Consider the following 13,913-nt stretch of genomic DNA (forward strand, 5'->3'; position numbering starts at 1 on the left):
ATACAGAAAGTAGGTCCTGCTCATGACTAATCAAGTTCAACAAATCCGTACCGTTCAAAACACGAAACACATGCTTCTTCATGCCCAGCAGCATCAGTACGCTGTTCCGGCATTTAACATTCACAATCTGGAAACCATCCAGGTTATCGTGGAGACGGCCGAAGAGTTAAGGTCCCCTGTTATCCTGGCTGCAACACCGGGTACCTTCAACTACGGAGGAAGAGACTATATACAAGCTATCGTGGAAGCAGCTGCACGCAGAAGCACTGTACCGATTGCTCTGCATCTTGATCACCATGAGACACTCGAAGATATACAGGCATCTGTCGAATTGGGCACCCGGTCGGTCATGATTGACGCTTCCCACCATCCATTTCAGGATAATATTGCAATTGTAAATGAGGTAGTAGAATATGCCCATGCCCATGATGCTACCGTTGAAGCTGAACTCGGAAGGCTGGGCGGTCAGGAAGATGACCTGGTTGTGGATGTAGCCGATTCCTTTTACACAGATCCGGCTTCTGCTCAAACCTTTGTTGAGCAAACCGGGATCGATTCATTAGCTGTTGCGATCGGCACGGCCCATGGGCTGTACAAATCCGAACCAAAGCTGGATTTTGAACGGCTTGCCGACATCCGGAAGATAGTGGATATTCCCCTTGTTCTGCATGGAGCTTCCGGTATTCCGGCTGCCGACGTGCGGCGCTGTATCGGGCTTGGATGCTGCAAAGTCAACATAGCAACTGAGCTGAAAATACCTTTTTCGGGTGCCTTAAGGCAATATTTGATGGAACATCCTGAAGCGAATGACCCCCGTAAATATATGGCCCCTGCAAAACAAGCTATGAAACAGGTCGTTGCGGAAAAGATTCAGATGTGCATGAGTGAAGGCCGGTACTGATCCGGTGAAGACAAAAAAGAGGCGGGAAACCGCCTCTTTTTCGTATAAAGAAAGTATGTCTGATAAAGGAAAAAAGTTCTTGTTTTCAGCGCTGCTCCTCCTTACAGGGAGCTACTTTCCCTTATTCTGCCGTTTACGCCTGCGTTCCTCCAGTACGATTGCAAGCATAATACATACCACAGGGGCCGCCAAAGATACAAGGCCTGCCTGAAAGCCCATAAGCAGCACAAAGAAAGAAACCAGCCCAAGTATAACCAAACAAAGGGTTGTCCACTTCCCGCTCATATTTATTATCGTCTCCATCCTGCATCCATTCCCCCAAATAGTAACAGAAAAAAGCAGGAATGACAATTTCACCTTTGCTTACTTTTGGACCATCAACTTATCAAATCCATAATCCAGGAGTTTTTGGGAATCTGTCCATACGTTGTCCCTGCCGGAATGAAAGACAACCGAAATCAGATTTTTCCCGTTCTTCCTTGCAGAAGAAACCAGGCAATAGCCTGCTTCATCCGTAAAACCCGTTTTGATTCCATTTACTCCGCTGTAATAGACCGGGTTATCCTGAAGCAGCAATTTGTTCCGGTTCACATAAGTTTGGGCTGGTTTAGCTGCCGCCGTCGTATAAGATTCCTTGCTCACAATATTCCGGAATAATTCATTCTTCATGGCTTCCTTGGCGATAAGCGCCATGTCATGTACAGTAGAATAATGCTCCGGATCATGAAGGCCATGGGAATTTACGAAATGGGACTTCGTTGCCCCAATTTCCTTGGCTTTTTTATTCATTAATCCGGCGAAATAAACATTGGCTTCATCCGCCGAGATGTTTTTGCCTTTATCCCGGTTGGCCACATATCTGGAAACTGTGCGAGCCGCATCATTCCCGGAAGGCAGCATCATACCGGCAATCAGATCACGAAGTTTAAGCTTCTGTCCTTGTACAAGGCCGGCTGAACTTTCCCCGGCCGTCTTCAGATTCACTTCATCCCCCACTGTAATGACATCATTCGGGTTACCTTTTTCCAACGCCACTAGAGCAGACAAAATTTTTGTCGTACTGGCCGGATACATTTTTTTGTTTTCGTTTTTATAAAAAAGTGTCTCACCCGAATCCAGGTCCATAACAAAGGCCGCTTCCCCGGCAATTTCATTCAAGGCAAAGCTCCGGTTACTGGAAGAGGTGGTCACATAGTTCCAGGCCGACTTTGCCAGCGTTTTACTATGGCCCCAATTTGCAGCAGCCCATGCTCCTCCCATAAGTATACAGACCAATAAAATCAGGCCAAAACCGCGTTTCTTCTTTTTACGCTTCATACAAAAATCCTCCATACACAGGGCGGCTGTTATTTTTATATTGACAGGGAAATTTCCAAACCTTGAATAAAAGCTGAACATTCCCTTAAAAAAGTTATAACAAAATAGGTAAACAAGTAGGTGCTTACTACTCGCAGCGGTTTTCTTCGGCGCATATTTTACAGATATCACAAAAAAGGTGGTTATCCCAATGTCTATGAAAACAGGACAGCAGTATATAGACGGAATTAATCAAGCGAAACCCTGCGTCTGGCTGGACGGGAAACCTGTTAAGGGTAAAATCTCCAAACATACGGCGTTTCGGGGTGTCATGAAAACGCAAGCCGCTTTATATGACTTGCAGCATCAGGAAAAACTTAAACCGGTTATGTCCTATGAATCTCCCGATACAGGCCAGCCCGTCGGCATGTCATTTTTGCGTCCGAAGACAAGAGAGGATTTAATCACCCGGAGGACGATGATGGAGATATGGGCAAATGTTCATCACGGTTTTCTTGGACGGGCTCCTGATTATATGAACACTGCCATGATGTCCTTTTATTCAGCTGCAGATGTACTAAACGAACATCATCCGCAGTTTGCCGAGAATTTGAAACAATACTATGCTTACTGCCGTGATCACGACATTACCCTATCTCATGTTTTTATCCAGCCGCAAATCAGCCGGTATGGAGACACTTTGACATTCTTGGGTGAAGAAGCGGTAACTGCACGCATTTTAGAGAAAACCAGTGAGGGAATCATTGTATCCGGCGCTTTTCTGCTTGCGACCCAAGGGGTTACGGCCGATGAACTTTTGGTGTATCCATCCCCAGCACCGGGAACCAATGAGAATAGCCCTTATGCTTTTATGTTCGCTGTGCCGAACAACCTTAAAGGGATCTCATTTATTTGCAGGCAAAGTCTAGTTCTGGGAGATTCTTCGTTTAATTTCCCGCTAAGTTCCCGGTACGAGGAAATGGATACGCTGGTTGTCTTTGACCATGTGCTTGTTCCTTGGGACCGTGTATTTATATGCGGGGATCAGATTATGGTCTTCCGCATGTTTAAAGACAGCCACTTTCATACGCACGTCAACCATCAGATTATCTGCAAAAATATTGCCAAAACCGAATTTGTCCTTGGTACAATCCAATACCTGATTGAGGTTCTGGAAATTGAAGGCCACCTTCATGTTCTTGAGAAGGCAGCTGAAGTTATGCTGACACTGGAATCATTAAAATCGTTCCTTATTGCTTCAGAAGTTAACGCGAGCTTGGACCAGTGGGGTACGATGGTACCCGATCCTGCTCCTTTGACAGCTGCAAGCAACCTATTCCCTAAAGTTTTTCCGAGAATGCTGGAAATTGTACAACTGCTGGGCGCAAGTGGCATCATCATGATTCCTAGTGAGAATGATTATTCCTCACCGGTTTCGGCGGACTTAAGCAAATATTTGCGGGGACTCGGCTCTGCGGCTAAAGAGAATACCGCCCTGTTCCGGCTTGCCTGGGAGCTGAGTGCAAGTTCATTTGGAGGAAGGGAAGCTTTGTATGAACGTTTTTTCTTCGGTAATACCTTTACAGTCACGAACCGCTTTTATCAAAGCTACGGATACAAAGAGATCTGCCTGCAAAAAGTAAAAAACTTTCTGAACCAACGGAAAAAGAATACGGACGAAACATAAAAATGTGAAGGATTGGCTAAAGTACCAATCCTCTTTTTACGTGTAATTGTCTTTCAAAGCTTTATGCAGAATCGAGATACTGCGGTCGAGGTCCTGCTTGACCTGTTTTTTGTATAAACGGGCCTTTTCCTTGCCTCCATCCGTAAAATGGTACAGGACAATTTCCTGAAAATCCGTGCTCGGATCGGTTCCCTTCAATTTCTTGGTACGATATAAGATACCATCTGCCACAAGTTCGTGGAGCGCTCTATAGATTTCAGACTGCGGGGGCTTATATCCGTAAGGAGCAAAAGCCTCTTTAAGCTCTTCCAGCATTTGATAACCATATCCCCTGTTTTGCTCAATCATAGTCAGCAGGTATATTTTAATAAAAGCTCGCTGTGCCAGCAGAAACCCCATTTAACCTACCTCCAGCTTTTTATAGTCTATTTGTTTTTGCCCATTTTTTTCTTTATTTTGAGAGTACTTGAATATAAGTTCGTTTTCAAGTAGAAGGAAAAAGAAAAATAAACGAAACGCGGCCGGTTATATAACTATTATGAATTTTTCATATATTGTATTTAGATAAATAGACAAATATAAAGCTTGATTGAAAAAATAGATTTCCGTGAAACTACATTAGCCAGATCAACATGCAATCTAAGCAGGCTTTTCATGTTATCCGGGCATATTGAATAGAGCAGAGGCCCTTGGATAGCACCGCAGCCCCATGCCCAATCTGCTTTTATGTACCCCCAGTCATCAACCCTTAATATCCGCGAATGGCTTGAAATCAGACGAATAGCCTTGTCCCATAGGAAAAAATAAAGGGGTCACAGGACAAATGTACAATCCCCCGATTCCCCTTCCCTATATACTGTACAAAGACCAAAAAGGAGTTGATAAGCATGCCTTACCGCCACCATTATCACCATCCCCATCATTGTAAAGTATCGCCTGTTTTCTGTCCTCCTCTGAAAATATGCAAAAACTGTTACCACCCTGTACCGGTTCCTGTCGTTCACCCTATTGAAGTTATTCGCCGCCACCATCTGGTTCCGGTCCCCCGTCCCGTTTATACTTATTCGGAAAGGGATGTGCTGGTCGATCCATGTGGGTTTGGGTATCTTTAGGAAGCATATAAGGCCGCCGATTGGGCGGTCTCTTTTTTTGCCTTAATAATGAAGATGGAAATAGCTTTTGTCATAGTCTTAAATGCTTCTATAAGGTATTGTGATGGGCATAAAGTGTTATTTTCGCGAATATAAAGCTTACCACTTTGCTCATTCCGCATAAACCTACTATAATAAAAAGGAATTTTGAATTAGAAAAAAGGTGGAACCTTATGATTGACAAGAAGAAGACCTATGAAGATCTCTTGCAATTTTTATCTCCTGAAGATATAAAAATAGATGAATCCCTTAAGCTCTTTACGTATACAAAAACCGGAGGCACCGCGGATCTTTTCATCACTCCGCCTACCTATGAAGCAGCGGGACAGTTAATCCGCTATGCCCGAAACCATGACCTCCCTGTTACTTTGATCGGAAACGGCTCCAATCTGATTGTACGGGACGGAGGCATTCGCGGCATTGTCCTGAGTCTGATGAAACTGAATAAAATAAATCCGGGTGTGCATGCCATAACCGCTCAAAGCGGAGCAGCTATTATCGACGTCTCCAGTGCCGCCCTTAAGCAGCATCTGAGCGGACTGGAATTCGCCTGCGGAATTCCGGGTTCAGTAGGCGGTGCCCTGTTCATGAATGCCGGTGCCTATGGCGGAGAAATTTCCGATGTCCTAAAAAGTGCACTTGTCCTGACTTCAGAGGGAGAGTTGCTGCAGCTGACCAAAGAAGACCTGGCCCTCAGCTACCGGAAAAGCGCCATTGCGGAAAAACGCTATATTGCTTTGGAAGCCACTTTCGGGCTGACACCTTCCAATCCGGCGGCGATTAAGGCCAAGATGGATGAACTTACCTTTCTGAGGGAATCCAAACAGCCGCTTGAATACCCTTCTTGCGGAAGTGTCTTCAAGCGTCCGCCCAATCACTTTGCCGGGAAACTAATTCAAGACAGCGGGCTGCAAGGAACCCGGATTGGAGGAGCAGAAGTATCCCGGAAACATGCCGGATTTATCGTGAATATAGATAACGCCACTGCCAAGGATTACACTAATCTGATCAGGCTTGTACAAAATACGGTGAAAGAAAAGTTTGGCGTAGATCTGGAAACGGAAGTAAAAATTATCGGGGAGGATAAGGAACAGGCCTAAAGGGTAAAGACAGAGATTTTTTTTTGCCGGAAAAGACTGAAACTTAAGCTTGACCTTGTCTTCTCTTTTGAAAAAAATGCACCATAATTAATTATGGTGCATTTTTACTGCTTACTCTTATCTTGCAAGCATGATGTTCATGTCTTCCTGAACGTCTCCAATGAGTTTGAGCCCAAAAGCATTTACCAGTACGTTCATGACTCCTTCGGTCAGGAATTCCGGCGGTTTAGGGCCAATTCGGATGTCCCGGATTCCCAGGCTGAACAGTCCGAGGAGAATGGCCACTGCTTTTTGCTCGAACCAGGAGAGTACGATGCTGACCGGCAATTCATTAACTGAACAACCGAAAGCATCCGCGAGTGCAAGTGCAATCTTAACTGTAGAACCTGAATTATTGCATTGTCCCAGATCAATGTACCTTGGAATATCGGTACCCGGAACTAATCCGTAATCGACATCATTGAACCTGAATTTCCCGCAGGAAGTAGTAAGGATTACTATATCCGCAGGAAGCCGGGTAGCCAATTCCCGATAATAATTTCCGCCTTTGCCGGGAGCATCACAGCCTGCAATCACAAAGAAATGGCGGATTTTCCCCGACCGAACGGCTTCAACAATCTCCGGAGCCAAGCCCAGTACGGTTTCATGATGGTATCCAGTCATTAAAGTTTGCTCGGATTCAATATGTGCCTCAGGCAGTTCCAGAGCCCGTTCGATCAAAGGTGAGAAGTCATTGCCGCTGATTTTGGTAACTCCTTCAAGACCCGCTACCTCGTAAGAGAAGAAGCGATCGGCATATGTGCCTTTAATCGGCATTACACAGTTGGTTGTGGCCAAAATGGCACCCGGGAATTCCTCAAACAAACGGCGCTGGTCATACCAGGCTTTCCCGATGTTACCTTTTAAATGGGGATACTTGTTGAGTTTCGGATATCCGTGTGCAGGAAGCATCTCGGAATGTGTATATACATGAATGCCCTTGCCTTCCGTTTGTTTGAGAAGCTGCTCAAGTGCAAACAAGTTGTGGCCGGTAACCACGATGCATTTTCCTTCTATTTTGTTTTGGGAAACCTGTACAGGATTAGGAATGCCCAGATAATCTGTATGGGCACGGTCCAGCAAATCCATAACCCGTACAGTCGCCTCCCCTACCTTCATTGCCATGTCCAAGTGTTCCTGCAGGTTAAAGTTGGAATTGGTTAAGGTCATGTATAAAGCTTCGTGTGTAACTTGGTCTACGAACGGATCCGTGTAGCCAAGCTGGCGTGCGTGTGTTGCATAGGCAGCCACACCTTTTAATCCAAAGATGATCGTATCCTGCAAACTCGCTATATCCTCGTTTTTTCCGCATACGCCCATGACGGTGCAGCCGCCGCTAGGTGTCTGTTCACATTGATAACAAAACATAAAACGATACCTCCTGTAACGGGATTTGAAAAGCAACCAGGTAAGAGTTACTATACAGCTCCGCCAGAAGGTACCCGTGTGTTTACAATCACATTTCAAGAAAAAAATTAGTACTGTGTCACATTTCCTCCATACATATTTCCGATAGAGTTTCGTATATTGGAGGAGGCTTTCAGATACCGCTTCCATTTTGGTCAGCAATTCTCTTAAGCATATGTTAATTTTCATGCGTCAATTGAGAATGGATGCTGCCTCTTGCATAATTTCCTGTACAATGTCTGATGCTTTTGTGTCCGCCTTCAACAAACGTGTTGCTTGACCGGCCCATAAGGGCATGTACTCCGGGTTGTTTTGCCGTGCCGCTTCCTTCCGGATATCCCCTGTTGCAGTATTTTGGCTTGGAAAAGGGAGCGGAGCTATGCCCGATTGCTCTACATGGCGGATAAAGGCATTCCGGATTCCTCTGGCCGGCCGTCCTGAAAACGCCTTCGTTATAACGGTGCTTTCTTCCGTGCTTTCAAGGAGGGCCTGCTTATAAGCCGGATGAGCTCCAGATTCGACTGCTGCCAGAAAGCGCGTTCCCAACTGCACTGCTTGTGCACCAAGGGCAAGAGCCGCAGCAAGCCCCCGCCCATCCATAATGCCGCCTGCCGCAATAACCGGGACTTGAACAGCGTCCACAACTTGAGGTACAAGGGAAAACGTCCCCACGTTAACACCATAGGCATAATTCTCAAGTGAGAAAGTGCCCCGGTGCCCGCCCGCATCGCTTCCTTGAGCCACAAGTATATCCGCCCCCTGCTCTTCTGCCATCAGCGCCTCATTTACTGAAGTGACCATCGCAATCACAGTCCGCTTCTCTTGTTTAGCCAGCCGCATGGCCTCGTCATTGAGTACACCAAATGCTGTGCTAATGACCGGCACCTGTTCTTCCAGTAAGATCTGAAACTGCTCGGAAAAAGGATCCGGTGTTGAAAAATGAAGCGCGCCTTGAGAAATACCCAATTGTTCCCTAAGAGAATGCAGCATACGTTGGACTTCATCTATGCGGCTTAAATCATCCTCCATGGATACAGCAAATAAATTAACAGCAAAAGGCCGGTTTGTCAGCCTGCGGATTTCCCGGATTGTCTCCCTGATGGCTTTTGGTTCCATATAAGCAGCCCCTAGAGTACCCAAGCCGCCTGCTTCAGAAACAGCAGCCACTAAGGCTGCCGTAGTCGGTCCTCCAGCCATCCCGGCCTGCACAATCGGATAATGTATGCCTAGTTGTTCACACAATGCGGTATGTAAGTGAAGTGCCATTTTTTATAACCCCTCCCTCTTCTCATCCCTTATTCTTTTCTTTCATCCCTGTTAATGGGATGCTGATCAGACCTGCAGCACCATGACCACGCCAACAATAAGACCGGTATCATCGATTTCCCCGTTTTTCTTGAACCCGAATTGCCCGTACAGCTTCTGCGCCCGGCCGTTATCTTCCGTCACGCTCAAATAGATGGCATCACATTCGTACTGATTCTTGATACAGCCAATAAGCACGGGAAGGAAACGCCTGGCATATCCCTGTCCCTGAAAACGCGAATCAATCATAAACCTGTCCAGCCAGACCTCCTTCTGCTCCGGACCTGTTCCGTACATAGCAAATCCGACCAAAGTTTCCCCGTCATAAAGGCCTACTGAGCACCAATTAGGCTCAAATACTGATTCGGCCAGGGAATAAGCATTACTTTCAATATAAGACTGCTGTTTGCCGGAAACAGATAGTGCGGCAATACTCCGCCAGTTTTCACCGGAAGCTTTTCGAATATGCAGTCCGTCCCGGTTAGATACTTCCATTCCTGCTTGCATTTTCGGCAGGCACATCCTATCACGTCCATATATAAGTTTAGTACGGGTTGCCAAAATAAGTAAAGCCGGATTATTCTTATTTTACTCAATCTGAACATAAAGAACAATTCCAGGTTTAGATAATGATATACTATTTGTAGAGATCTATCGTTTCGGAACAAGTGTTTCAATCCTATTTACTTATTTAAAGGAGAATACAATGGATGTTTTTTCAATGATCGCGGAGCAAAAAATACAGGAAGCCATCCAAAAGGGCGAAATGGACAATTTGCCGGGCCAGGGAAAGCCTCTGGTGCTTGAAAACTGGTCATCGGTACCGGAAGATTTGCGCCTGGCTTATAAGATTTTGAAAAACTCCGGTCACCTTCCGGAAGAAATGCAGCTGCACAAAGAGATGGTATCCCTGGAAGAATTGATCGTACTTTGCCAGGATTCATCGGAACGCCACGAACTTCAGAAACGCTTGAATGCCAAACAGCTTCGTTTGCAAATGCTAATGGAGCAGCGGGGCGGAACAATTTCGCCTACATGGAACAGGTATCGTTCCAAGATAGAGAACCGGTTGAAAGGGAAAAAAACCGATAACCTGCCCCCATTCCGTTCGGAAAGAAAATAAAAAGCCGGCCGAGCCGCCTAATCCGGCAGCTACAGTCAGCTTTTTTCTTCTATATTTTTATCATCTCACCCTTTGCTCGCTCCAGCTGTCAAACCTTCTACAAGCAGTTTTTGCAGAAACATAAAGAGCAGCGTAATCGGTACCGCAATCAGTACAGCAGCCGCAGCAAAGATGGTAAAGTTGCTGTTTTGAAAATTGTTGATTTGGTCATATAATCCGACAGCTACCGTCCAATTTTCCCTGCTCCTGAGCACCAGCCTCGCGAAAATAAAATCCACCCAAGGGCCGACAAATTGAGTGAGAGCCACATATGCGAGCATCGGCTTGGAAAGAGGCAGGATAATTCGTGTAAAAATCATCATATTTGTGGCCCCGTCCATTTTGGCTGCTTCATCCAGACTGCGGGGGATTGCATCAAAAAAACCTTTGACCAAAAAACTTCCCATCAATGGGGCTCCAGCCGAATATACGAGGATTAGAGCAAAATGAGTATCCAGCAGCCCTAGCTCCTTCAGCAGAATGAATATCGCAATCATACTCATAAAGCCGGGAAACATACCCAAAATCAATATGGTGGACATGGCAGTTTTACGTCCCCTAAAGCGGAATCTCGATAACGCATATCCGGTAAGAAGGGTCAGCGTAACACCTATTATCATGGTGATGACAGAGATCTTAAGTGTGTTCATGTACCACTGGCCAAACAGGAAACTGTCTGAGGTGAATAGTTCCTTAAAATGATCCAAGGTAAAACTTTCGGGAATCAATGACTTGCTGTACAAAGATTTACCGGGCCGAAAAGAAGAGAAAATGACCCAAAGTGCCGGATACAAGCAGCAGATAGCTATTCCTGTAAGCAGAATGTAGCTGAGCGTAAGACGAAAGCCTTTTTTGGCAGATTTCGATTTCATTGGATCATATCCTCCTCTTTAAACGATCGGGTTCTGCGGTAATTCCAGATAGAAAACGATGCAATTATCAGGAAGATGATAATACCAATGGCGGAAGCCATATTAAAACGGTTTTGATCCAGAGTAAGCTTATACAGCCAGGTTACAAGCAGGTCCGTGGCGCCGGCATACTGGTAGTCCCCTACCTCAGGCGATCCGTTCGTTAGTAGAAAAATAGCATTAAAGTTGTTAATGTTACCTGCAAACTGCATAATCAGAATCGGTGCTGTAGTAAATAAAACCATCGGAAGAGTAATCATTTTAAATTTTTGAAAGCCGGTAGCCCCATCAATCTCGGCCGCTTCATATAAATCATTGGAGATGGTAGTAAGCACACCCATAATTAGAATCATAGAAACGGGAATTCCGACCCACATGTTGACAATAATGACGGTTACTTTCGCCCAAAACGGATCTGTCAACCAAGGGAGCTGCCCGAGTCCGAAATAAGATAAATACTGAAGGAATAATAAAGATCGTTCTCCAGAATGCTTTAAACCTGATATCCTTCTGCTGCACAAGCAAAGCAACCAGAAAACCGCCGAAATATGTCGTGACAGTGGACAAGATTGCCCATATAATCGTCCAGGTCAGGACACCGTAAAAAGTATGGCTCCAGGATTTAAGCTGAACGAGGTCCCGGAATGTCTGCAGGCCGACCCAATTAACCAGCTTCGCGGGAGGAATGTGGTCCGGCAAGGAATAGTTGGTAAAAGCCAGCAGAATCATGAAAATAATCGGCATGACGGTAAAAAACAAAACTCCGATAGCCGGTATAGCCAGAAAAGCCTGGGCAAATTTCTTATCCATGATGTACCGGACCGATTCTTTGATATTATTCGGCTTTATCCCCCCTTCCCTTGTTTTTCCTACCTTGTATGCGTCCTTAATGTTCATCGCATAAATAAGGATAAAGACAAGCAGAAAAAGGAGCGTGATAAGCCCTTGAATCAGCAGGAATATAGAGTGGTCCCCAGGTATTAATTTGGATACTCCGTCTACGGTTCCGATAAAGCTAGCCGTTTCTCCTAATGTGGTAATACCCCAAACCGCGGTCACCAGATTCTCGTATAAATACCATAGGCCCAGCACTTCTATTGTAAATAAGAAGAGGCCCTTCACAAACTGCTTATTGTATAACTGTCCCATGCCAAAGCTTAAACAAGACAATACGGTCGCTGTGGTACGGTATCGAGTCATTCTTTTCTTCCGGCTCCTCTCCCTAATATGAGCCGCACACCGGGAGAGTTAACCGGTGTTGGCCTGCTTACCAGTTTCAGGGTTACTTTACTGCCCCGTTATTAAGATCCTTCATCTGCTTCACAGCATTATCCAGTGAAGACTTTACATCTTTGTTATTGTTCCAGATTTCAGCAAATGCAGCGCCCATTGGATTCCATACATTGCTGGTTTCCGGGTTGGATGGCATCGGCTGTGAATTTTTGAACTGCTCGGCAAAAGCTGAAACATACGGATCGTTCTTAATTTGTGCATTTTCCAGGGCCTCCTTGTTGGCTGGTACTGAACCTACCGTTTTGTTCAGCAGAAGCTGGGCTTCCTTGTCGGAAGCAAACCGTGCAAACAATTTTGCCGCATTCGGATACTTGGAGTAAGCATTTACATACCAGGCTTTGATACCAGAGAAGGAAACAGCCGGTTTACCGCCGATTGTCGGAACTGGTGTAATTCCAAGCTTGTCTCCGAGCGCTTTCTTATATCCTGCCAGCTCCCAAGGGCCATTGATATCCATGGCAACATCGCCGGAGGTAAACAATCCGCGCTTAATATCCGGATTAATGTCACCAGTATTAACCGGCAGAATTTCCTTAAGGCTAATGTAAGTTTTCATTCCCTCAAGTGACCCCTCGTTATTTAAACCAATATCATTTTTGTCTGTTCCATTTTTACCGAACACATACCCTCCGGTAGAGGCGAAGAACGGATAATTAAAGTAGAAATTCCCGGTTTCCCACATCAAGCCATATTTATTGTTTTCCTTGTCCATATAGGTTTTACCGAAACTAACCACATCTTCGAACGATTTCGGCGCTTCTTTAACAAGATCTTTATTGTAATAAAGTGCATAAGTTTCTGCTGCCCTCGGGTAGCCGTACATTTTGCCGCCGTAGGTCACTCCTTGTACCGCTATTTCCGTATTCTCCTGTTTCGTTTTATCTCCAAATACGTCATTAGGAAGTACCAGATTAGCGGTCGCGGCTCTTCCGAGCTGGTCATGGGGGAAAATTACCACGTCAGCCGCAAGGCCCGTAGGACCATCGGTTAATAGACGGGTTACCTGATCGGTAGGTGATAATTCATCAATTTGAATTTCTACATGATATTTTTCAGTAAACTTCTTGGCAATCTGTTCGGTGAATGTTTTTTCTTCCTTGCTCTCCCATATGATGAGTTTAGCCCCTGCTTCCGGCTGAAGTTCACTTTGAGTTTGTGCCCCTTGCGCCGGCGAAGAATCCGCCTGATTGGCAGCCTTTTTTGGCGTGCAGGCAGCTAACGACAAACTCATTGTAAGCGCCAATAAAACAGCCGTACTTTTTCCCCATTTCATGCAATTGACCCCTTCCCCTAATTAATTAGGAACGCAAACGTTTTCTCTCCTGTATTCAAAGAAGTCAACCGCATGATGTTTTAGAAGAGACAAAACCAACTGTAAGCGCTTCATACCTAAGTTGATCATACATGATCGGCTTTCTTTTTGTAAAAACGTTTGTATTGTAGATTTTGAAGTCTTTTTCATGCTTTGGCTATCTTAATCAACGTTTTTCTTACTGTTTCTCACCGTATCTAACTTTTGCCCCTTTTATATGCGCCTTCTTTCATTGTAAGTAAGCATACTTTACAACTACTCATCGAATGAGCTACCATGAAGATATTATGCAGGCATCACAGAGCACAAACGTTTGCATGAATCTGTGCCGCCTAACCGTACTCTCAAG

At 45.3% G+C, this 13,913-nt stretch carries 13 protein-coding genes and 1 pseudogene; 5 read left to right on the top strand and 9 right to left on the bottom strand.

The features are described from left to right. The first annotated feature begins 22 nt into the window (after positions 1-22). Entirely contained in the window at positions 23-901 is an 879-nt protein-coding gene (locus BXP28_RS06175) for a tagatose bisphosphate family class II aldolase (protein ID WP_023483518.1), read from the top strand. Between the two features lie 111 nt (positions 902-1,012). On the opposite strand, the gene BXP28_RS22520 is transcribed toward BXP28_RS06175, so the two are convergent. Together BXP28_RS22520 and BXP28_RS06180 are read right to left on the bottom strand one after the other, a co-directional pair. Further along, the gene (locus BXP28_RS22520; RefSeq protein ID WP_144029525.1) at positions 1,013-1,204 is read right to left on the bottom strand and encodes a hypothetical protein; all 192 of its coding nucleotides are present in this window, start codon (positions 1,202-1,204) and stop codon (positions 1,013-1,015) included. A 60-nt stretch (positions 1,205-1,264) separates the two neighbouring features. Then, positions 1,265-2,218: a D-alanyl-D-alanine carboxypeptidase family protein gene (locus BXP28_RS06180; protein ID WP_036654329.1), complete on the bottom strand. Its 954-nt coding sequence runs from the start codon at positions 2,216-2,218 to the stop codon at positions 1,265-1,267. Positions 2,219-2,408: 190 nt separating this feature from the next. Here BXP28_RS06180 and hpaB point away from each other — a divergent pair, with 190 nt between their 5' ends. Continuing rightward, positions 2,409-3,884, top strand: a complete 1,476-nt coding sequence (hpaB, locus tag BXP28_RS06185; protein ID WP_023483516.1) for a 4-hydroxyphenylacetate 3-monooxygenase, oxygenase component — start codon at positions 2,409-2,411, stop codon at positions 3,882-3,884. 36 nt (positions 3,885-3,920) lie between these two features. Here hpaB and BXP28_RS06190 read toward each other — a convergent pair whose 3' ends face one another. Then, positions 3,921-4,283: a replication termination protein gene (locus BXP28_RS06190; RefSeq protein WP_023483515.1), complete on the bottom strand. Its 363-nt coding sequence runs from the start codon at positions 4,281-4,283 to the stop codon at positions 3,921-3,923. A gap of 488 nt (positions 4,284-4,771) precedes the next feature. Here BXP28_RS06190 and BXP28_RS06195 point away from each other — a divergent pair, with 488 nt between their 5' ends. Continuing rightward, the gene (locus BXP28_RS06195) at positions 4,772-4,996 is read left to right on the top strand and encodes a hypothetical protein (protein WP_024093970.1); all 225 of its coding nucleotides are present in this window, start codon (positions 4,772-4,774) and stop codon (positions 4,994-4,996) included. 215 nt (positions 4,997-5,211) lie between these two features. Then, complete coding sequence (gene murB, locus BXP28_RS06200; protein ID WP_036656704.1) at positions 5,212-6,135, top strand: UDP-N-acetylmuramate dehydrogenase; 924 nt, start codon at positions 5,212-5,214, stop codon at positions 6,133-6,135. Positions 6,136-6,252: 117 nt separating this feature from the next. On the opposite strand, the gene hcp is transcribed toward murB, so the two are convergent. The 3 genes from hcp to BXP28_RS06215 all read right to left on the bottom strand — a co-directional run bounded on the left by hcp (position 6,253) and on the right by BXP28_RS06215 (position 9,393). Beyond that, positions 6,253-7,542 carry a hydroxylamine reductase gene (hcp, locus tag BXP28_RS06205; RefSeq protein ID WP_036654333.1) on the bottom strand — a complete coding sequence of 430 codons (1,290 nt, stop codon included), beginning with the start codon at positions 7,540-7,542 and terminating at the stop codon, positions 6,253-6,255. Positions 7,543-7,773: 231 nt separating this feature from the next. After that, on the bottom strand, positions 7,774-8,847 hold the full coding sequence (locus tag BXP28_RS06210; protein ID WP_024093968.1) for an NAD(P)H-dependent flavin oxidoreductase: 1,074 nt from the start codon (positions 8,845-8,847) through the stop codon (positions 7,774-7,776). Positions 8,848-8,913: 66 nt separating this feature from the next. Further along, positions 8,914-9,393: a GNAT family N-acetyltransferase gene (locus tag BXP28_RS06215; RefSeq protein ID WP_023483511.1), complete on the bottom strand. Its 480-nt coding sequence runs from the start codon at positions 9,391-9,393 to the stop codon at positions 8,914-8,916. Positions 9,394-9,592: 199 nt separating this feature from the next. On the opposite strand from BXP28_RS06215, the gene BXP28_RS06220 reads away from it, so the two are divergent. Next, positions 9,593-10,009 (top strand): DnaJ family domain-containing protein, encoded by a 417-nt coding sequence (locus BXP28_RS06220; protein ID WP_023483510.1) that lies wholly within the window; start codon positions 9,593-9,595, stop codon positions 10,007-10,009. Positions 10,010-10,074: 65 nt separating this feature from the next. On the opposite strand, the gene BXP28_RS06225 is transcribed toward BXP28_RS06220, so the two are convergent. The 3 genes and pseudogenes from BXP28_RS06225 to BXP28_RS06235 form a co-directional block, all read right to left on the bottom strand. After that, a complete protein-coding gene (locus tag BXP28_RS06225) occupies positions 10,075-10,920 on the bottom strand; it encodes a sugar ABC transporter permease (RefSeq protein WP_023483509.1) in 846 nt (281 codons plus the stop codon). Then, a pseudogene (locus BXP28_RS06230) lies at positions 10,917-12,159 on the bottom strand (carbohydrate ABC transporter permease). Before BXP28_RS06230 ends, BXP28_RS06225 begins: the two are co-directional and overlap by 4 nt. 82 nt (positions 12,160-12,241) lie before the next feature. Continuing rightward, a complete protein-coding gene (locus BXP28_RS06235; RefSeq protein WP_024093965.1) occupies positions 12,242-13,525 on the bottom strand; it encodes a sugar ABC transporter substrate-binding protein in 1,284 nt (427 codons plus the stop codon). Between the last annotated feature and the right edge of the window lie 388 nt (positions 13,526-13,913).

It is taken from the genome of Paenibacillus larvae subsp. larvae, from assembly GCF_002003265.1.
Taxonomy (GTDB): Bacteria; Bacillota; Bacilli; order Paenibacillales; family NBRC-103111; genus Paenibacillus_H; species Paenibacillus_H larvae.

Coding starts and splice junctions, on each gene's coding strand:
- BXP28_RS06180 (WP_036654329.1), bottom strand. CDS start 2,218: ATGAAGCGTAAAAAGAAGAAACGCGGTTTTGGCCTGATTTTATTGGTC.
- BXP28_RS06210 (WP_024093968.1), bottom strand. CDS start 8,847: ATGGCACTTCACTTACATACCGCATTGTGTGAACAACTAGGCATACAT.
- BXP28_RS06220 (WP_023483510.1), top strand. CDS start 9,593: ATGGATGTTTTTTCAATGATCGCGGAGCAAAAAATACAGGAAGCCATC.
- BXP28_RS22520 (WP_144029525.1), bottom strand. CDS start 1,204: ATGGAGACGATAATAAATATGAGCGGGAAGTGGACAACCCTTTGTTTG.
- BXP28_RS06225 (WP_023483509.1), bottom strand. CDS start 10,920: ATGAAATCGAAATCTGCCAAAAAAGGCTTTCGTCTTACGCTCAGCTAC.
- BXP28_RS06215 (WP_023483511.1), bottom strand. CDS start 9,393: ATGCAAGCAGGAATGGAAGTATCTAACCGGGACGGACTGCATATTCGA.
- hcp (WP_036654333.1), bottom strand. CDS start 7,542: ATGTTTTGTTATCAATGTGAACAGACACCTAGCGGCGGCTGCACCGTC.
- BXP28_RS06235 (WP_024093965.1), bottom strand. CDS start 13,525: ATGAAATGGGGAAAAAGTACGGCTGTTTTATTGGCGCTTACAATGAGT.
- BXP28_RS06195 (WP_024093970.1), top strand. CDS start 4,772: ATGCCTTACCGCCACCATTATCACCATCCCCATCATTGTAAAGTATCG.
- BXP28_RS06175 (WP_023483518.1), top strand. CDS start 23: ATGACTAATCAAGTTCAACAAATCCGTACCGTTCAAAACACGAAACAC.
- hpaB (WP_023483516.1), top strand. CDS start 2,409: ATGTCTATGAAAACAGGACAGCAGTATATAGACGGAATTAATCAAGCG.
- BXP28_RS06190 (WP_023483515.1), bottom strand. CDS start 4,283: ATGGGGTTTCTGCTGGCACAGCGAGCTTTTATTAAAATATACCTGCTG.